Raw genomic sequence first — 18,158 nt, 5'->3', positions numbered from 1 at the left:
ACTTGCATATTGCCTCTTAATGGAGACGAAAAATTCATTTGCTAGCTCATCGCGATTTTTATAGCTGCTTTTGCATCTGTAATGCCCATCTCTCAAGGTTTTCTTTCAGTGCCAGCAAGTCAGCCTCAATCAATTTTTGCTGATAAGCAGGATTGGTCGATGGACGCACATAAGCGATATCTTCCCAATAAATAACGATACTATTGGCCTTGGTTAATAGACCTTTGACAAATGGTTCAATACTAACGGGCAAATCGAGTGGCATCTTATCCAGACTAAAATTGGTCTTTTTGACATCCGTTTTGGTATTGTTTTGGCTGGAACGAATGGCACTCGGAATAGTCAGTTTGGTATCTTCTGTGGACGTATCAACAAAACTGCTATCTGGTCGCCATTGTCCATCAATCACTTGATAGCGAGTATGCGGCAGCTGCATATCGTCTAGCACTAGGCAGTATTGTCCTAGCATCCCGCGACCATACTCATTGTCTTTGCCCTTTACCCAATCTGGGCAAGTCACCAATTTGGGATTGAGCTGTAAACGACGCGCAGTCATACGCAGCTTATCCAAACGCTGGTCGATTCCGCTAGGTTTGAGCGCCATCATACTCCCTAATACAAATAGTACAATGGCGATCGCAATCCACATTCCCATAACAGTCTGACCTTTTAGCTTAAATGAAGTAATGCTATAAATTAAAATAGGGCTAATAACCTATAAGCGTGGTTATTTATATAAAAAGCTTAAATACAAACGGCTGCTAGTTAATACCTAATATCTACGTGCTTATAATGAGCGCAAACCATTAAAAATCAAGCGCCCTTAAATGCTATCGTTTATAAGTAGCGAAACGCTGAGCAAACCTGACACTTAGCAACGCTTTATTATTTATATTGGCATATCAAATACTTAGTACAGAAAGCTACTGATTCGATAACAAGATGCAAAAAGTTGGGCGCATAAAAAAGTGCTATGATAAACCATTATTTTAAACACGCGCAGGTTTATTATGAATTATCATCTTAAGCGAAACTCATCGACCGCCTCGCAAGTCAGTAAATGTACCGGTAAAATCATGCGTAAACCTCGTCTTGCTATCTTGCTAATGGGTGCAGCCTTGTTTACTTTATCCGGCTGTGCAACGACCCAAAGCCTAACGCCCGAACAATGCCAAAGCAGCAATTGGCAAGAAGTCGGCTATGCTGATGGTATCCGTGGGCGCTCAGGTGCTTACTTTGGGCATTATACCAATCAATGCGCAAGTGTCATTGGCGCAACCTCAAACCGCGTGTTGTGGGAGCAAGGTCGTCAGCAAGGGCTGAAAAATTACTGTACTGAGCTCAATGCCTATAAACTTGGGCGCGAAGGTTATGATTGGCAGCCTGTTTGTCCGCTCGAAGGCATCGAAAAGCTCGAGGAAGCTTACTCCCAAGGGCGCTACTATTATATCCGTCAGCGTGACCTTGATTATCTGCGCTCGCCTTATCCGTTTGGTTATGGCTCTGGACGCTTAGGTTATGGTTATCGCCCATTTGGCTATGGCTGGTAATCGCTTAGCTCAAAGACAGCTAAAAAAAAGATAACCTCGCAAGGTTGCCCAAGCGAGGCCGGAGAAAAAAGTTATTATTTTAATTATTCTTGTTATTGTCTTGGTTGTTTTTTTATTAATAAGCCTACTAGTTTATTTGGGTAGTCTGTTTTTCTAGAAACCGTTCTTCTAAAGGCTGTTTTTCATAGCACATTTATTTTTGAACATTACTCGTTTAAACCTTACTCGTTAACAAATGCAATCTTACTTAGTCCCGCTTGACTGGCAGCCGCCAATACTTGCGCCACGGTATCATACTTACCTTCTTTATCAGCGCGCAGCTGGATAGACGGATCCTTACCGCTCGTCGACTGCGCTTGCAGACGCGCCGCTAACGCTTCCATACTGATTGGCTCATCGTCCCAAAATAAACCTGCATCTTTATCGATGCTAATTTGAATGGCTTCTGGCGGCGCTTGGTTTAGCTCGGCACTGGTCTTTGGTAAATCTAAGGGTACGGTTGGGTTTAGAACCGTCGCCGTCAATAAAAAGATAATCATCAATACCAGCATGATATCGATAAGCGGAATAAGGTTCATCTCATTCATGCTTTGAACGTCATCATCACCCAGTTGAAATGCCATAATTATTCTCAATACCGTTAATTAGCGTCTTTGCCGCTCGTGCTTTTAGCTGATTTTCGCATTACTTTTTTAAAATTGGTTTTTTAAATTACTTTTTGAAACTGCTTTAGCTTAGCGCTTCTTTGTTAAACAATCATGACAGCTGCGATGGTGCTGACTTACGACAAGGTTCAGATAATTGAGCGGTTGGTTACTCAGAGCTTATACTTTTGGTTGATTGTGCCAATAAATCATGCGCTCTATCATTGGCATGGTACATCACGCGGCGATTGATACGCACTGCAAGGTTATAAAACACCACGGCTGGAATCGCAACGGCGATACCCAAACCCGTCATAATAAGGGCTTCACCAACTGGCCCTGCTACTTGCCCTAGTCCTGCTTGACCGCTCGTGCCAATATTATGCAGCGCATGAAAAATACCCCATACCGTGCCAAACAATCCGATAAATGGCGCAATTGCTGCCGTTGTACCAAGGATAGGTAGACCGCGCTCACTGGCAAAACGGTAGCGACCGATATGTTTAAGTAAGGTTTGCTCAATCACCAAACGCCGTGTCGCGCCATCCGTATCAATCAAGCTTGCTTGCTTACTATGAATCTGTGCACTCAAATCATCGGCGACACTAGCAGCCATTTTGCGGCTTTGCAGTATGCGAATGATACCGGTCACCCAAGAGACGATAGATAAGGTAAGGAGCAAGAAAAATAAGGTTCTGGTCACCATATCGCTGTATTGCCAGTAGCTCGTAAAGTCCATATCAGACTCCTTAAAGTGGGATGTCATTACTTGTTGTTTTATTATTATCGATAACAGTTAGTGGCAATAGTGTGTGCCACTTAAATACCGCGATAGCCGTTTTTTGTATCTCTATGGAATTGCATAAGCGATAGGCAAGGTCACATTACCGACCACTGGCACACCGTTTTTGGTAAAGGGTTTAAATTTTCCAGAGCGTACCTGACGCTGCGCTTCTTTATCTACTATCGCATTACCTGATGATTGGACAATTCGCACGCTATCAATGCTGCCTTGTTTATTGACTCTTAATACTAATACCACGTTGAGCGTATCGCCTGAACGGGCTCGCTTGGCGGCACGCTCAGGAAAGCTAAAGTTTGGCGCTGATGCCCAATTGGCATTGCTGGCCGTAAAATTGACAGGCTCATTACTCGCTGATGCCGCAGCTTTGGCGGCAGCATCTGCTTTTGCTCGAACAGCGGCCTCTGCTGCTTGTATCGCAGCCTTTATTTCTGCCGACTTTTTAGCGGCATCATTTGCCGCTTTAGCGTCTGCCTGCGCTTGTGCCTCGCGGGCAGCTTTGGCGTCTACAACCGCCCTAGCGTGGGCATCTTGAGCAGCTTTTTCCGCTTGTGCCGCTATTATCCTACGTTGCTCATCCGCCATCGATGTATCTATTTTAGGGGCTTCTTTTTTAATAATGCCAGGCTTTTTTCTTTCTACTTTAGCAACAGGTTCGATATCAGCCTTCTTGTTCTTTATCTCTAGTGTTTTTATTGTTGGCTTTACTGTTACCACTTTAGTGTTCGATTCTGCTATTGGTTTTTGTTGCGGCTGCGGCTTAGGCGGTTCTATACGTTCAGGCTTTACTTTTGACTGAGTCTTTTGCTGAGCAGCTGCTTGCTCCGCTTCTATCTCAGGCTCGGTATTTGGAGCAGGCAATGAGACAAACTCTATCTCGATAGGCGGCGTATCTACTGGTGGCTTGATTGTTGGCTCAGCAGGTTTCATCGCAACCAATGCTACTGCCGTCAGCACATGCAGCCCCACAACTATCACGATAGCGATGAGTATCAGTTTAAGGGGTGGCGTGTCTAAATCCGTTGAGTTCATAACAACCTAATAATTAACAGCCATGCATTCATACTGGTGGGCAACAATGGCGTAGATAATAATGCAAACGAGAATTATTATCAATAATAAATTTAATATTTTCTTTTTAATCAGTGTTGATTGTGCAATTTTTTATGATTGCTCAGCCACATAAAAATTTGCGCGAGCAACCTCCTTATCTTAAGCAGCCTTATCCGGTAAGCCTAATCTGTCTATCAAGTTTTACTATTAGAATATAGGATTAGAGTGGTACATTCACCTAAAAAAAGTGACGTTAATAAAAACCGTTATCATTTCAATTGATAATGAGTCTCAATTACTTTATCATAGCCCTTATAAAATTTAGAAACGCTTAATAGCATTAATAAACCAACCAAACGAGTACTGTATTAGCGTATCCCTCAACGGCGCTTGTTCAGCTCTTTTTGCTTTCGACATTTACAGTTGCAGCTGATGATTTAAGGGCTGCTTACACATCTGATATACCGAGTTAACTATGCCTACCACCCTATTATCCAATCGCTCCACTACTTCTTTTTTTAAACGTCCATTATTGACCGCTATGATGACTGCACTCGTCACCACTATTAGCATGGCCGGTTGTAGCTCACCTGAGTCCAACGACTCTGAGCCAGCAGATGCCAAGACTGAGAACCAAACGGCAGATAATGCCTCAAATGTTGCTAATAATGACAACGTTTCTGTGGCGACCATTGCCGTTGATACGACAAAAGGTAAGGTCGACTTGGCAATGAATCCGTCACCACTGGTGGTCTATGATATGACTTTGATGCAAGATCTGGCAGCGCTAGATGTGGCTGTCGATGGCATGCCAAGTGGGCTGCACTTAGACAATCTACACTCTAAGACCCAACCTGAGCCAAAAGCCGTCGGTACTGTATTTGAGCCAGATCTTGAAGCATTGAACGCCATGCAGCCACAAGCTATTTTGGTCGGCTCACGGATGGCAGAAAAATACGATTCGCTTTCAAGTATTGCGCCAACGCTTGATATGACCATTGATGCGGCAAATATTTATGAGTCGAGCAAGCAACGTCTGCATGATTTGGGTGCATTGTTTGGTAAAAGTGATCAGGCAGCGAAACTGCAAGGTAATATCGATGGGCTCATCGACGAAACCAAAGTGTTAACCAAGGACAAGGGTAAAGGCTTAGTGGTGATGGTAAATGGCAATAAGCTGTCCGCCTACGGTGATAAGTCACGCTATGGCTTTATTCATACGGTATTAGATATTCCAATGGCTGATGACCAAATCGCCGACGCGCGTCACGGTCAGCCTGTATCTTTTGAATATCTACAAAAAACCAACCCTGACTGGTTATTCGTTGTCGATCGCAGTGCTGCAATTGGCGAAGACGGCGCTGGCGCAAAAGCAGTATTGGACAATCCATTGGTCGCGCAAATCAATGCCTGGAGTAATGATCAAGTGGTTTACCTTAGCCCAGATTCTTACCTAGCATTCGGTGGTTACTATCAATGGATGCAGGACTTGACTACCATTAAAGATGCTTTTGCTAGCGCGAAATAGACCTGATAACGATACGAGCCATATTTCTTAATTACCCACTTATAAGCCAGTAGACGTTATGTCGTTATTTTCATCTCGCGCTCATGCCAGTGTCAAAGACAATCCTGCTTTGCCAGCTGTACCATCAAGTTGGCAAAAAAAGACTCGCAATGGTCTGAGTCCTAAACATCAACGTGCCGCCATACCACCATGGTTAATCAACACAGGTAGCCTCATTATCATGGGGTTTTTGGTGTTGTTAAGCTTATCGATTGGGGTGGCGGACTTTTCGTGGGCGGGTATCTTTCACAGCATTATCAATCATAGCGCCAACTCAGATAGCTCACTGCTATTGGTCAGCCGTATACCGCGTACCATTGCCATCATTTTAACTGGTATCGCGATGGCGGTGGCTGGGATGATTATTCAAGTAGTGCTAAAAAACCGCTTCGTTGAACCATCGATGGTAGGTGCGACTCAAAGCGCGGCACTGGGTTTATTGGTCGTCAGCCTACTGTTTCCAGCCAGCGCACTCATCGTAAAAATGGGCGTGGCAACTGTCACTGCGGTGTTTGGCATGATGCTATTTATGCTGCTCATTCACCGTATTCCGCCGACTGATTTTTTGATGATTCCGCTAATTGGCATTGTCTTTGGCGGCATAATTGAGGCGGTGACGACCTTTATCGCTTATCAAACTGAATCGTTACAGATGCTTAGCGTTTGGCAATTTGGTGACTTCTCTGTCGTATTAGCCGGTCGTTATGAGTTGTTGTGGCTAACAGGTGGACTGTGCGTGCTGGCTTATATCATTGCCGACAAGCTGACCATCGTGGGTTTGGGGGATAATATCGCGCTAAACTTAGGGATTAGTAAACGCCAAGTCACGTGGCTTGGCGTCGGTATGGTGGCGATGATGAGCGCTATCGTCGTCGTGACGGTTGGCATGATTCCCTTTATTGGCTTGGTCGTACCCAATATCGTCAGCCGATTGATGGGTGATAAATTACGCCGTAGCTTGCCAGCAGTCGCACTACTAGGTGCTTCAGCAGTATTACTCTGCGATATCATCGGACGCTCTATTCGCTACCCGTTTGAAGTGCCAGTCGCTACCGTCTTTGGTGTGGTTGGCACCGTACTATTTTTATGGCTGTTATTACGCGCGCCTTCTGAGCAATAAAGCTCATTAACTGGCAACTCACTAATAGAAGCTTATTAATAATCGTTACTAACAATAACCTATTAATCACAGCTAACTCTTTTCTTAATTTATTCGTCCTGTTGTCTGATTAGATAAGCTTGGCGTTGTTACTACTAAAGGTAGCATAGTAGGATTTACGTATGTTCTCACCGTTTAAACATGACTTTATAAATGACAGTTCTACAAAGTCTGGCTCAGCAGAAAATTGTGTTCTAACAAATGCTACTTTGCAAAACGACAGTCATGCAAACATTTCTGGACAGAGTCATTTAGCACAACTTTGGGCATTTATCGCCAACCATCCAAAATCAATTGCCGCCATTATCTTATTGATCTCAATGACACTATTTTTGACGCTCAATGTCAACGGTTATTGGGATTTTGCATTACCGCTACGTGGTAAGAAATTACTGGCGCTCATGGTGGTCGGTTATGCGATTGGCGTATCGACTCTGCTCTTTCAAACCTTAACGCACAACCCTATTCTAACGCCATCACTGTTGGGTTTTGACTCGCTATATGTCTTGCTACAAAGCTTATTGGTATTCTTTTTGGGTGCGATGAGCTTTACTAGCATTAATCCTATTGCCAAATTCACCCTTGAAATTATCCTCATGTTCGGCGCGTCCTTATTGTTATTTCGACTGTTATTTTCAAAAAACAGTCAGGATTTGACGCGGTTGATATTGGTGGGCGTTATTTTTGGCGTATTGTTTCGCAGCTTATCGGCACTGATTGCACGCCTGATTAATCCTGATGATTTCGTGGTCGTACAATCTGCCAGTTACGCACAATTTAATACGGTCAATCCGCAACTGCTTGGTATCAGCCTTTTTATCTGCATCATAAGCGCGCTATTTATCTGGCGCTGGCGTTATCAATGCGATGTATTTATGCTCGGTAAGGCGCAAGCGATTAACCTTGGCATTAATTATCAACGCTTAGCATTTGGGCTATTAACGGTCATCGCAGTATTGGTCGCCACGGCAACCGCATTGGTCGGTCCAGTGACTTTCTTTGGTTTACTGGTCTGCGCCTTAACCAATCGCATCGCGCGTCATATGTATCATAGTGAACGACTGATATTGGTCAGCTTGGTGGCGATGATTTGCTTAGTACTCGGTCAGACGGTATTCGAGCAAGTGCTGGGTATGGCAGGTGTACTGTCAGTGGTAATTGAATTGGCTGGTGGCTTGGTATTTTTAATACTGATTTTTATGACTCAGCGTCGTTAATGACACGGCGTATTGACCTGTATAAAAGAGCTTAAACTATTTAAAACTGACCAAGAATTTATCTAAAAATAAGAATGACTATGATTAAACTCGATAATATCTCCCACTATATTGGCAAACAGCAAATCCTGCATGAAATCACTCTATTTTTGCCACCCTCACAAATTATTGCCTTAATAGGCCCAAATGGTGCGGGTAAATCCACCTTGTTTTCAGTGATGGCACGACTGCAACCGCTACAGTCAGGACAGGTAAGTTTCGTTGTAGATAATGAGGAACGTGATATTGTCAGCTGTCATGCGCGAACATTGTCTAAGACAGTGGCGATGCTCGGGCAAGACAATCAAGTGCAAGGGCGATTGCGCGTGCATGAGCTGCTGATGTTTGGCCGTTATCCTTACCATCAAGGGCAACCAACAGCGAATGATGAAAAAAAAGTGCAGGATATTATCGAACGCTTTGAGCTAGAACCATTAGCCGAGCGTTTTTTATCAACATTATCCGGTGGTCAACGGCAACGCGTGCTGATTGCGATGATTGTCTGCCAAGATACGCCGTATTTATTGCTTGATGAGCCACTGAATAATCTGGATATGTACCATGCTGGTCGCCTGATGCGTGAGCTGCGCGAATTGAGTCGCAGCCAGCAAAAAACCGTGGTGATTGTCCTGCATGATATCAATCAAGCGGCGCAATTCGCCGATACGGTGGTCACTATGAAAGCAGGTCAGGTAATGGCCGTTGGCAGACCAACCGATGTCATCACCCAAGAGACGGTGAAGGACTTATATAACGTCGATGTGACGGTATTAAATCATCAAGGTCGACCAGTGATTGTCGATACATTATTATAACGCCGTTTTATTGTACTACGGACTCCTTATAATTTAACTATGTCATATTGCTGTTTATATTTGCCACTTATAGCCCTAATGCAGCATCTTCCCCTCCCAAAGTAATACAGCACATATTGGGTGTGATATCAGCGATACGTTTTACTTCTAACACTCTTGGGCTAGGTTTACTCATTTTTAGCCCCTTTTATTTTTGCTGTTATATTTTAAATATTAAAATAACTCTTCCTTGGGCGTGCCTTGATTTCAAAAGCATCCATAAAAAAGCCAGCTCTCTTAGACAGAAAGCTGGCTCGTTTGTGTGCTTTGCTAATAAACTATAAATGCAGACTTAAAACTGATAGGTTAAAGAAGCTTTGACATTACGACCCGGCTCAAAGTCGGTGCGTAAAGTACCATCGTCAGGGCGTGGCGCCACGATACGTGAGGCATGACTGGCATAGGTTTCATCAAAGATATTGTAGACCCCAACCGTCGCTTTTAAACCGTCTACTTGTTTTGGTGAATAACTCATAAAGATATCATGGACATCATAGCCCGGTTTTTCAATATCGTCACCACCTGTATTTGGCGTCACTGAAGCGACATAGGTACTGCGCCAGCCAAGCTCTGTGGTGTCCGTTGGCGCGTAACCAAGGTTGACCATGTACTTATCACCAGAATCAGAGCTACTCCCTGTCACTGAAGAAATGCTATGACCACTGTCTTCACCTTTACTACGGGTATGAGCGTAGCTTAAACCCATATTAAAGTTATTCATTTTATAGTCGGCGGCAAGCTCGACACCTTTAATTTTATAGTCTTCGTCTTTATTAATCGCACCTTGGCAGCTACCGCCTAACTGACCTGTCGCACAATCTAAACCAATACGACTACCGCCAGAACGTACAAATTCAATATAATTTTCGATATTTGTTTCAAAGTATTTCGCACTTAATTGCAGCGCGTCATCATCAGTGGTCAAACCACGTAAAGTACTGACAATACCAACCTCTGCGTTATCACCTTCTTCTGCCTTTAAGTCATTGTTAACAAAGGTTCCAGCACCATTTTGGTTAAAAATCGCTTGGCTTAAATCTGGACCATTGAATAACTGCGTATAACTGGCAAATAATTGTGTACGCGGGGCAATCTCATAGCTGGCGGCCAAGCCACCGACGACATTATTATAAGTCTTACCACCAGCGACGAATTCTGGAGAATCATAACGGTCATAGCGTACGCCCGGCGTTAGGCTAAACTTGCCCATTTGCCATTGGTCTTCTAGATAAACTGAGGTATTTTTTGCCTCATCAGTGCCTGTACTAGTACCGTCACGCGCCATTTCAGACTCTTTTTTATAATGCTCAACCCCAGCGATAAGCTTATGGGTGCCTGAGATACCCTCAACGATACTATTATCAATCACACTGGTATTCTGAATTTTACCGCCTGTTGTTTTAACGCCTGCTTCCCAGTCATAACCAGGATTTACCGTATAGTCAGTATCTCTTGAAATCCTAGTTTTGGTTTGATAAACATTGCTATCAATATCAATCAATTTATTAACTGGATTGTAAGTATAGTCTAGCCCATACGTATCGCGTTTTACTTTATGCGGTAGTATCTCATTCCAGCTACCCACGCCTGGACTGGCAGGGAAATCAGGGCGTAATGGGAATCTCCCTTCGTTTTCGGTACTGCTAAAGCTTGCACCTACATGATGTTCATCGCCGACATAGGCACCGACTTTTAATAGAATATTTTCGCCCTTGCTGTCTTCAGTTTGAATCTTACGACCTTCACCGTCTTCACCCGCCTCGGCATCACGTTTGCCATAATAGGCAAGCAAATCCACGTTCTCAGTTGGCGCGGCAAATACCGTTGCTGATGTCAGTAACTCATCATTATTGCTGGCATAACCTGCATGAAGCTTGGCACCTATCTTTTGACCAGGTTTGAGCAAATCTGCGGCATCAACGGTTTTAAATGCCACCGCGCCGCCAAGCGCATCATTACCGAGCGTCACTGAATTGTTACCCACCGAGACGTCTGCTTGTTTTAATAAGTCAGGGTCAATGGTCAAATCGCCCATATGATAAAACATCTTGCCTTGTTGGCGCGCGCCATCAATCGTGACTTTTAAATTGGTATCATCAAGACCACGGATGCGCACGCGCTGATTGACTGATGAGGTGCCGCCGACGGTCACACCGGGTACCACGTTTAATACATCACTTAAATGGTTGGCCTGAGCGGCGGGCGTATAGTCTTCAATATAAACGCCATCTTCTTGTACCCTTTCACGTGCTGAGCTATTGGCTGTCACGGTGATGGTTTGTAAGGTGGTGCTTGGCAATTCCTCTAACGCCATTGCCATCTGTGACCATAAAACGGCTGAAACCGCCATGGATAAGACCGTTAATTGATTAGAAAACGTTGCTGACTTGACTTCACGCATAACACACTCACTTTACTTACTATTAGGATTGAAGGAATTAAGAGCCATTTTTGAGAATTTATTTAAGAGGTTTTTACAAAGCTTATTGGAGGCTTTGCTCTACAACGACAGCTCTGCCACTGCGCTAAAAGACCTGTATCACCTACAAGTTGACAATACTCATCAATTCTCAAATCGTATTGCGAATCACATAGTTAATGTTAATGATAATTATTAGCATTTAAATAATGACAGGCATAATAACGAAGTATCAACAATTTGGCAATAAATAATGTGAGAAATTCACTTCAATGATTAGGTTGTGAATGTAAGCATGCAATGAAGACTTGCTGTCCATTCTCTATAAACAATTGATAATCTCAGGGTTTTTAGCTCGGGAGCTTGGACTATGCACTTTTGAGCCATCATTATTGCGATATAAATAAATCTACGAGTATGAAAAAAAACGTTGCAATATCAGAGCCTTTCACTATACCCTTAGATAGCTGACCAATTAGTCAGGTTTTTATTACAATGATTGGCAATCTTGATAAATAATGGTTAGGTATGATTATTTATTAGCACAAGGATAAGTGCGATTTTCTGTTGGCGATTGGCTGTTGAACAGATAAGCAATATGAATTGCTCTAGCGATGACATCATTTTTGTCGACTCTAGGTAGTTATGATATTGCTGAGTAAATGCCGCAGAGATTGGACTAAAAGTCACTTCAGGAGGAAGCCAAGATGAGTGAGCACACTCAAGGGAACCGCGATTTATTATATGGTTTACACGATCGCCCCGCCCCTGCAAAAGCCTTTTTAGGCGCAATCCAACACGTACTCGCGAGCTTTGTCGGTATCATTACGCCATCACTAATTATAGGGGGCGTGCTAGGTTTAGGAGAACACATCCCTTACCTTATTAGTATGTCTTTGATGGTATCAGGGGTTGCGACTTTTATTCAGACGCACAAAGTTGGACCCGTAGGCTCTGGATTGATGGCGCTACAGGGTACCAGTTTTGGTTTCTTAGCGGCAGTATTGGCAGCAGGCTTTGTGGTGAAGAATAAAGGCGGTAGTCCAGAGGAGATTCTCTCTGTGATTTTTGGGGTCTCGTTTCTCGGGGCATTCGTCGAGATTTTCTTAAGCCAATTCATTACCAAGCTTAAATCCTTAATGAGCCCTATCGTGACAGGTTGCGTGATTGTCACTATCGGACTGTCATTGACTAAAGTGGGTCTGACCGATTTGGCAGGCGGGGTCGGAGCAGAGAACTTTGGGAGTATGCAAAACCTATTGCTTGGTGGTGGTGTACTGGTGAGTGTGGTGTTAATCAGTATTATTGACAATAAAGTTATTCGCTCAAGTGCCATCTTTATTGGGTTAATGCTAGGCTTGATTGCCGCCATGTTTATGGGACGTATCGACTTCTCTTTGGTCGCTGAAGCCCCTATCTTTACCCTGCCTGTTCCTTTTAAATTCGGCTTTGGCTTTGAGTGGCAAGCGTTTATCCCTATTGCTTTTATGTATATTATTACCAGTATCGAAACCTCAGGGGATTTGACGGCGACCTCGATGATTTCAGGCGAACCCATTAAAGGCCCGCTATATGAAAAACGTATCAAAGGTGGGGTGTTAGGAGACGGGGTTAACTCGCTGATAGCAGCGGTGTTCAACACCTTCCCAGTGACGACCTTTAGCCAAAATAATGGTGTCATTCAGATGACCGGCATCGCTAGCCGATATGTCGGCTTTTATGTAGGTGCTATCTTATTCACCATGGGCATGTTCCCTATCCTCGGCGCAATTTTTACGCAATTGCCAAAGCCAGTGGTTGGCGGTGTAACGCTGCTGATGTTTGCTACTGTTGCCACTGCTGGTATTCGTATCCTATCGACAGTTGAGTTTACCCACCGTAATATTTTAATCATTGCAACATCACTGGGCTTATCAATGGGTGTGGCCTTTGTGCCGGATGTATTCGCCCAAACGCCCCAGTTATTCCGCAATATCTTTGGTTCTGCGGTGACGATGTCAGGTATCGTTGCTATCGCTCTCGATATGATTTTGCCAAAAAATTACGGTGTAGAGTTTGATGAGCCAGAGCAACATGCTGATGAAAAGCTCAAGCCTGTTCGTGAAATATCTGAGAGTGCTATTGAAGGTCAGATATTATAGTTGTCATAACAGATGTTCTAGTTGTCATAACGGATATCATAATTGCCATAAAATGCCATTGAGCGCAGTGAGAGATTTTTTCTGCTTTTCAATCACTGCCTTAACGATAAAGTCGTCATAACGCTCTATCGTTAAGGCGATTTTCTGTATGTACCTTTTTATTTTGAATAGACTATATAAGATACTAAAGCCCGCAACCACGCAAAATAAATGGTACTAAAAAATCAGCAGCACGCGCTTCATCTTGCTTATCGTATTTATCCTTACCCATTAAACCGACGATTTCTGTCTCAAACTCGGCATATCGCTGCGTCGTTGCCCAAATCAAAATTAATAACTGTAATGGATCACTAACACCAATTTTGCCTTGTTCATACCAAGTTTTCATGACCTGCGCCTTATCAACTGCCCACTCTTGCATCGTCGTTGACATAAAATCGTGCAAGTGTGGTGCTCCGCCAATGACTTCAAGCGCAAACAGCTTATGTTGGTTTGGGTGCGCAAATGCTTGATGCAGTTTCGTCCGCACGAATTTTTCGATAACTTCCTTGGGGTCACTCTCGACTGTCATAGTCACCAAACCCTCATTCCACTCTTGGATGATAGAATGCAGTACTGATTGGTACAGATTCTTTTTATTTTTAAAATAGTAATGAATATTGGCTTTTGGCAGCTCAGCTCTATCGGCAATACCTTGCATCGTCGCACCGCGAAAACCTTGTAGCACAAATTCTTCTTCTGCAGCCGCCAAAATAACAGCTTGATTGTGGGCGCGAATGTCTTGCTGATTGCGCTGGACATTTTCCTCTACAAGGGCTTCTGAACGCTCTGAGGTATCAACGTCGTTATTGTGTGCTGTATCTTTTCCAGTTGTAACGCTTTTAGTTGTATCTTTTTTTGTTGTATTGCTGGTTGCCATGATTAGTAACGCCTGTAATGATGATCAATGAGTGGCAATGCGCCAATGTAGGTTTATAGTTTAATAAAGCGTAAGGCTTATAGCCTGATTTTTAGAGAATATAACTCACTAAAATAAATTATTTGCACAAAGTAGTTGACCAAATGGTCAGGTTTAAGGAGAATGGTTAATATTAAACCAATTACTGATTAATGCATACCATTTAGCATGAGATTTTTTATCAATAGATATTAGCATGGCGCTATACATCAATATCAGCTTATTCAACCCTATGGATTGGGGATAAAGGAAAAGGATGCCACTGTGAAATTATCGCTACAGCAATTTAACCACCTAGCACCAGCCGACGCGACCTCACTTCTATTGACCTGTTGTACCAGTACAGCGTGGGCAACAGAATTAGTCAGTCACCGTCCTTTCACTGATATAGATAACTTACTCACTCATAGTGATAACGCGTGGCAACAAGCACAATCCAACGAGGCCAATTTGCTTGAGGCCTTTGATGGTCACCCACAAATCGGCAACGTCGACTCGCTAAAAGAAAAATACCGCGACACTCAAGACAGTGCCGCGCATGAGCAATCAGGCGCGAATGATGCTGAGGATGAGGTGATTGCCGCATTAGCGCAGGGCAACCAAGATTATCTCGATAAATTCGGCTTTATCTTTATCGTGTTTGCGACTGGCAAAAGTGCCCAGCAAATGCTGGATTTACTGTTAGCGCGTATACCAAACAATCACGCTACTGAGCTGGCTAATGCCGCTGCTGAGCAAAATAAAATTACGCGTTTACGCTTACAAAAACTGCTAGGCGCCGCTTAACGTATAGTCTTTAACTTAAACGCCGCCTTAGTTGTTCACTATATAAAAGGAATTATCATGTCAGGTACTCTCTCATCACATATCTTAGATACCCATCTTGGCAAACCTGCCGCTGATATCGCAGTGACGCTACACCGCGTAAGCGCAAAAGGCGAAGCTTCACTATTGGCCAATGGCGTCACCAACGCTGATGGACGCGTGACACCAGATAGCTGGTCGTTTAACCCTACTATTGATATTGCTGAATATCACTTAGATGTTGGTCGTTATACTTTAACGTTTGATACCCAAGCTTATTTTGATACACAAAGCTTAACGGCTTTTTATCCGCAAGTAGTCATCGATTTTATGATAAATGATAACGGTCACTACCATGTCCCGCTACTGCTTAGCGCACATGGTTACAGCACCTATCGCGGTTCGTAAATTTATTACGTTATCGTTTAAAAGCACACTGGATAAAAGTACATTGGACAAAAGGACACTTGCCACATGGGCGCATATCTTCTCGATTGGGTAGCTTTATTTTTTCGCTGGTTTCACGTTATCGCTGGGATTGCATGGATTGGCGCGTCTTTCTATTTTGTTTGGTTGGATTTAAGCTTGCGAAAACCGCCACAGTGGAAAGCCGATAAAGGTATCTCAGGCGACTTATGGGCAATACATGGGGGCGGCTTTTATGAGATTGCCAAATATAAGCTTGAACCTGAAGAGATGCCAAAGACCCTGCACTGGTTTAAATGGGAAGCTTATACCACGTGGCTGACTGGTATGGCGATGCTTGCTATCGTCTACTATGTCAATGCAACAGCTTACTTGATTGATCCCAGTAAAGTCGCTTTTGGTAGCAGTATCGGTGCGATATCGACTAGCTTACTGTTCTTATTTGGTAGCTACTTTATTTATGAAGTGATTGTTCGCAGTCACTTAGGTAAAAACTCGTTTATCTTTAGCACCATTATATTTATCTTATTAGTCATTGCTTGTTGGGGTTCTTACCAGTTATTTAGTGACCGAGCCTCATTCATCCATATCGGTGCCATATTGGGTACGGTCATGGCCGGTAACGTCTTCTTTGGTATCATGCCTGCTCAGCGGGCGCTTGTAGATTGTGTGCGGCGCGGCGAAAAGCCTGGTAAAGAAGTGGCCGACTTAGCATTACAAGCAAAAAACCGCTCATTAATGAACAACTACTTTACCTTACCGCTTATCTTTACCATGATTAGTAATCACTATCCGATGATGTATTCTCATGCACACGGCTGGTTGGTATTGGTCTACGTCGGCATCATCACTGCGATTGTTCGCCATTACTTTAATCAAAAGCATTTAGACAATCATAAGCCACGCTATTTGGTTATCCCTGCTGTTTTAACCGTTTTATTGATTATTTGGATGCGTCCAGAGCCAATCGAACCTTTATCTCCTGCTTCTAATACTCAAACAGCTGCCGCGCATTCAGTAACTAACAGCACGCCACCAACTGCTGGCGATGACGTCGCAAACACCACTGTTGATTCTGATGCCAGTTCTGATTTTAAGTCTAATGAAAACGTTACCGCAGCAGCAATTCCAGTGACTGCATCGGCTGACGATGCCATCATGATTGTTGTGCACACGCGCTGCAGCACTTGTCATGCTGCGCAGCCAACTCAGCAAGGATTTGCAGCGCCGCCAGCAGGTATTATCCTCCAAACACCGTCAGATATGAAAATCCATAAAGACAAAATTATTACGGCAGTGCAAACAGGCTATATGCCACTGGGCAATCTGACCCAATTGACTGATGCCGAACGCCAACAAATCGTTGCTTATACCTCAGGTTTGTAGTTTTAAATGCTAGTAGTTAAGTAGCCATTCAGCAAAGCTCACCTTTATTTTGCTTTAGTTTATTTAAAATATTTAGGATATATTTACAATGAGTAAAAAAATAACCAGCGATTTTAATCACGATACCTATGCACGTGACCTAAAAGGCTATGCAGGCAATCCACCAAAAGCCAATTGGCCGGGCGGTGCAAAGATTGCTGTCCAGTTCGTTCTCAATATCGAGGAAGGTGCTGAGAACAGCGTTCTTCATGGAGATGCAGAATCAGAGCGTTTTTTATCAGATGTCTTAGGCACGCCCTCCTTTAACAGCCGTCATCAGTCTATCGAATCAGCCTTTGAATACGGCAGCCGTGTCGGTGTGTGGCGCGTGCTCGATGTGTTTAAAGAATATGGCGTGCCTATAACTACTTTTACTTGTGCTGCTGCTGCTGAAAAAACGCCGCATATTATCGAGCGTGTACTAGAAGATGGTCACGAAGTTGCTAGTCACGGACTGCGCTGGATTACCTACCAATATATGTATCGTGAGACCGAGCGCGAGCATGTGCGCCGCGCCACTGAAATCTTCGAGCGTATGCTTGGTGGGCAGCCGCTAGGTTGGTATACGGGCCGTGATAGTCCTAACACCCGTGAGCTAGTCGCCGAGCAAGGTGGCTATATTTATGACTCCGACTCCTACGCTGATGAGCTGCCTTATTGGCTTAATGTTAAGGTAGAAGATGGTAATAAAATCGCTCGCAAGCCGCATTTGGTTATTCCTTATAGCCTTGAAACCAATGATATGCGCTTTTCGTCAAGCCCTGGGTTTACTCATGCTGAACCCTTTTATCAGTATCTAAAAGACAGCTTTGACACGCTTTATGAAGAAGGTCAGCACACGCCTAAGATGCTAACGATTGGTTTGCATTGCCGTATCATTGGCCGCGCTGGTCGCATCACCGCGCTTAAAAAGTTTTTAAAGTATATTACGGACAAACCCGAAATTTGGATATGTCGCCGCGATGAGATTGCCAAGCACTGGTATGAAAACCATCCTGCAACGGCTGATAATACCGCTGACTGGATGTAACAAGCTCAAATCATAAATTCAGACACCAGTTTTAAACACAAATTTATCGCGGAAAAAAATCATTAAGGAT

The 18,158-nt window shown here is 43.6% G+C and carries 16 protein-coding genes; 10 read left to right on the top strand and 6 right to left on the bottom strand.

The window, feature by feature from the left end; genetic code table 11:
• Positions 1 to 58: 58 nt before the first annotated feature.
• Entirely contained in the window at positions 59 to 655 is a 597-nt protein-coding gene (locus tag FHS24_RS08325) for a hypothetical protein (protein WP_183620598.1), read from the bottom strand.
• A gap of 355 nt (positions 656 to 1,010) precedes the next feature.
• Between FHS24_RS08325 and FHS24_RS08320 the strand changes: the two genes are divergently transcribed.
• Entirely contained in the window at positions 1,011 to 1,550 is a 540-nt protein-coding gene (locus FHS24_RS08320; RefSeq protein ID WP_227671742.1) for a DUF2799 domain-containing protein, read from the top strand.
• 221 nt (positions 1,551 to 1,771) lie between these two features.
• Here the strand turns inward: FHS24_RS08320 and FHS24_RS08315 are convergent, their stop codons facing one another.
• From FHS24_RS08315 to FHS24_RS08305, 3 genes are all read right to left on the bottom strand, one after another.
• On the bottom strand, positions 1,772 to 2,173 hold the full coding sequence (locus FHS24_RS08315) for an ExbD/TolR family protein (protein WP_183620596.1): 402 nt from the start codon (positions 2,171 to 2,173) through the stop codon (positions 1,772 to 1,774).
• Between the two features lie 190 nt (positions 2,174 to 2,363).
• Entirely contained in the window at positions 2,364 to 2,933 is a 570-nt protein-coding gene (locus tag FHS24_RS08310; RefSeq protein WP_183620594.1) for a MotA/TolQ/ExbB proton channel family protein, read from the bottom strand.
• A 111-nt stretch (positions 2,934 to 3,044) separates the two neighbouring features.
• Positions 3,045 to 4,028, bottom strand: a complete 984-nt coding sequence (locus tag FHS24_RS08305; RefSeq protein WP_183620592.1) for an energy transducer TonB — start codon at positions 4,026 to 4,028, stop codon at positions 3,045 to 3,047.
• Positions 4,029 to 4,524: 496 nt separating this feature from the next.
• Between FHS24_RS08305 and FHS24_RS08300 the strand changes: the two genes are divergently transcribed.
• From FHS24_RS08300 to FHS24_RS08285, 4 genes are all read left to right on the top strand, one after another.
• Positions 4,525 to 5,577 carry a siderophore ABC transporter substrate-binding protein gene (locus FHS24_RS08300; protein ID WP_183620590.1) on the top strand — a complete coding sequence of 351 codons (1,053 nt, stop codon included), beginning with the start codon at positions 4,525 to 4,527 and terminating at the stop codon, positions 5,575 to 5,577.
• A 58-nt stretch (positions 5,578 to 5,635) separates the two neighbouring features.
• Positions 5,636 to 6,736, top strand: a complete 1,101-nt coding sequence (locus tag FHS24_RS08295) for an ABC transporter permease (protein WP_183620588.1) — start codon at positions 5,636 to 5,638, stop codon at positions 6,734 to 6,736.
• Between the two features lie 161 nt (positions 6,737 to 6,897).
• On the top strand, positions 6,898 to 7,992 hold the full coding sequence (locus FHS24_RS08290; RefSeq protein ID WP_183620586.1) for an iron chelate uptake ABC transporter family permease subunit: 1,095 nt from the start codon (positions 6,898 to 6,900) through the stop codon (positions 7,990 to 7,992).
• A gap of 80 nt (positions 7,993 to 8,072) precedes the next feature.
• Positions 8,073 to 8,846: an ATP-binding cassette domain-containing protein gene (locus FHS24_RS08285; RefSeq protein WP_183620584.1), complete on the top strand. Its 774-nt coding sequence runs from the start codon at positions 8,073 to 8,075 to the stop codon at positions 8,844 to 8,846.
• Positions 8,847 to 9,177: 331 nt separating this feature from the next.
• Here the strand turns inward: FHS24_RS08285 and FHS24_RS08280 are convergent, their stop codons facing one another.
• A complete protein-coding gene (locus FHS24_RS08280; RefSeq protein ID WP_183620583.1) occupies positions 9,178 to 11,286 on the bottom strand; it encodes a TonB-dependent receptor domain-containing protein in 2,109 nt (702 codons plus the stop codon).
• A gap of 725 nt (positions 11,287 to 12,011) precedes the next feature.
• Between FHS24_RS08280 and FHS24_RS08275 the strand changes: the two genes are divergently transcribed.
• Complete coding sequence (locus FHS24_RS08275) at positions 12,012 to 13,445, top strand: uracil-xanthine permease family protein (protein WP_183620582.1); 1,434 nt, start codon at positions 12,012 to 12,014, stop codon at positions 13,443 to 13,445.
• 184 nt (positions 13,446 to 13,629) lie between these two features.
• Here FHS24_RS08275 and FHS24_RS08270 read toward each other — a convergent pair whose 3' ends face one another.
• Positions 13,630 to 14,364: a TetR/AcrR family transcriptional regulator gene (locus FHS24_RS08270; protein WP_183620581.1), complete on the bottom strand. Its 735-nt coding sequence runs from the start codon at positions 14,362 to 14,364 to the stop codon at positions 13,630 to 13,632.
• Between the two features lie 303 nt (positions 14,365 to 14,667).
• Here FHS24_RS08270 and uraD point away from each other — a divergent pair, with 303 nt between their 5' ends.
• From uraD to puuE, 4 genes are all read left to right on the top strand, one after another.
• Complete coding sequence (uraD, locus tag FHS24_RS08265) at positions 14,668 to 15,189, top strand: 2-oxo-4-hydroxy-4-carboxy-5-ureidoimidazoline decarboxylase (protein WP_183620580.1); 522 nt, start codon at positions 14,668 to 14,670, stop codon at positions 15,187 to 15,189.
• A 57-nt stretch (positions 15,190 to 15,246) separates the two neighbouring features.
• Positions 15,247 to 15,615 (top strand): hydroxyisourate hydrolase, encoded by a 369-nt coding sequence (gene uraH, locus FHS24_RS08260; RefSeq protein ID WP_183620579.1) that lies wholly within the window; start codon positions 15,247 to 15,249, stop codon positions 15,613 to 15,615.
• A 66-nt stretch (positions 15,616 to 15,681) separates the two neighbouring features.
• A complete protein-coding gene (locus FHS24_RS08255; RefSeq protein ID WP_183620577.1) occupies positions 15,682 to 17,019 on the top strand; it encodes a urate hydroxylase PuuD in 1,338 nt (445 codons plus the stop codon).
• An 88-nt stretch (positions 17,020 to 17,107) separates the two neighbouring features.
• A complete protein-coding gene (puuE, locus tag FHS24_RS08250; RefSeq protein WP_183620575.1) occupies positions 17,108 to 18,088 on the top strand; it encodes an allantoinase PuuE in 981 nt (326 codons plus the stop codon).
• Positions 18,089 to 18,158: the final 70 nt, after the last annotated feature.

Origin of the sequence: Psychrobacter luti (assembly GCF_014192115.1) — a bacterium.
GTDB lineage: Bacteria > Pseudomonadota > Gammaproteobacteria > Pseudomonadales > Moraxellaceae > Psychrobacter > Psychrobacter luti.
This window is presented reverse-complemented; position numbering and strand designations above follow the sequence as displayed.

Coding starts and splice junctions, on each gene's coding strand:
- FHS24_RS08280 (WP_183620583.1), bottom strand. CDS start 11,286: ATGCGTGAAGTCAAGTCAGCAACGTTTTCTAATCAATTAACGGTCTTA.
- FHS24_RS08285 (WP_183620584.1), top strand. CDS start 8,073: ATGATTAAACTCGATAATATCTCCCACTATATTGGCAAACAGCAAATC.
- FHS24_RS08300 (WP_183620590.1), top strand. CDS start 4,525: ATGCCTACCACCCTATTATCCAATCGCTCCACTACTTCTTTTTTTAAA.
- FHS24_RS08320 (WP_227671742.1), top strand. CDS start 1,011: ATGAATTATCATCTTAAGCGAAACTCATCGACCGCCTCGCAAGTCAGT.
- FHS24_RS08325 (WP_183620598.1), bottom strand. CDS start 655: ATGGGAATGTGGATTGCGATCGCCATTGTACTATTTGTATTAGGGAGT.
- FHS24_RS08310 (WP_183620594.1), bottom strand. CDS start 2,933: ATGGACTTTACGAGCTACTGGCAATACAGCGATATGGTGACCAGAACC.
- uraH (WP_183620579.1), top strand. CDS start 15,247: ATGTCAGGTACTCTCTCATCACATATCTTAGATACCCATCTTGGCAAA.
- puuE (WP_183620575.1), top strand. CDS start 17,108: ATGAGTAAAAAAATAACCAGCGATTTTAATCACGATACCTATGCACGT.
- FHS24_RS08270 (WP_183620581.1), bottom strand. CDS start 14,364: ATGGCAACCAGCAATACAACAAAAAAAGATACAACTAAAAGCGTTACA.
- FHS24_RS08275 (WP_183620582.1), top strand. CDS start 12,012: ATGAGTGAGCACACTCAAGGGAACCGCGATTTATTATATGGTTTACAC.
- FHS24_RS08290 (WP_183620586.1), top strand. CDS start 6,898: ATGTTCTCACCGTTTAAACATGACTTTATAAATGACAGTTCTACAAAG.
- FHS24_RS08315 (WP_183620596.1), bottom strand. CDS start 2,173: ATGGCATTTCAACTGGGTGATGATGACGTTCAAAGCATGAATGAGATG.
- FHS24_RS08295 (WP_183620588.1), top strand. CDS start 5,636: ATGTCGTTATTTTCATCTCGCGCTCATGCCAGTGTCAAAGACAATCCT.
- FHS24_RS08255 (WP_183620577.1), top strand. CDS start 15,682: ATGGGCGCATATCTTCTCGATTGGGTAGCTTTATTTTTTCGCTGGTTT.
- FHS24_RS08305 (WP_183620592.1), bottom strand. CDS start 4,028: ATGAACTCAACGGATTTAGACACGCCACCCCTTAAACTGATACTCATC.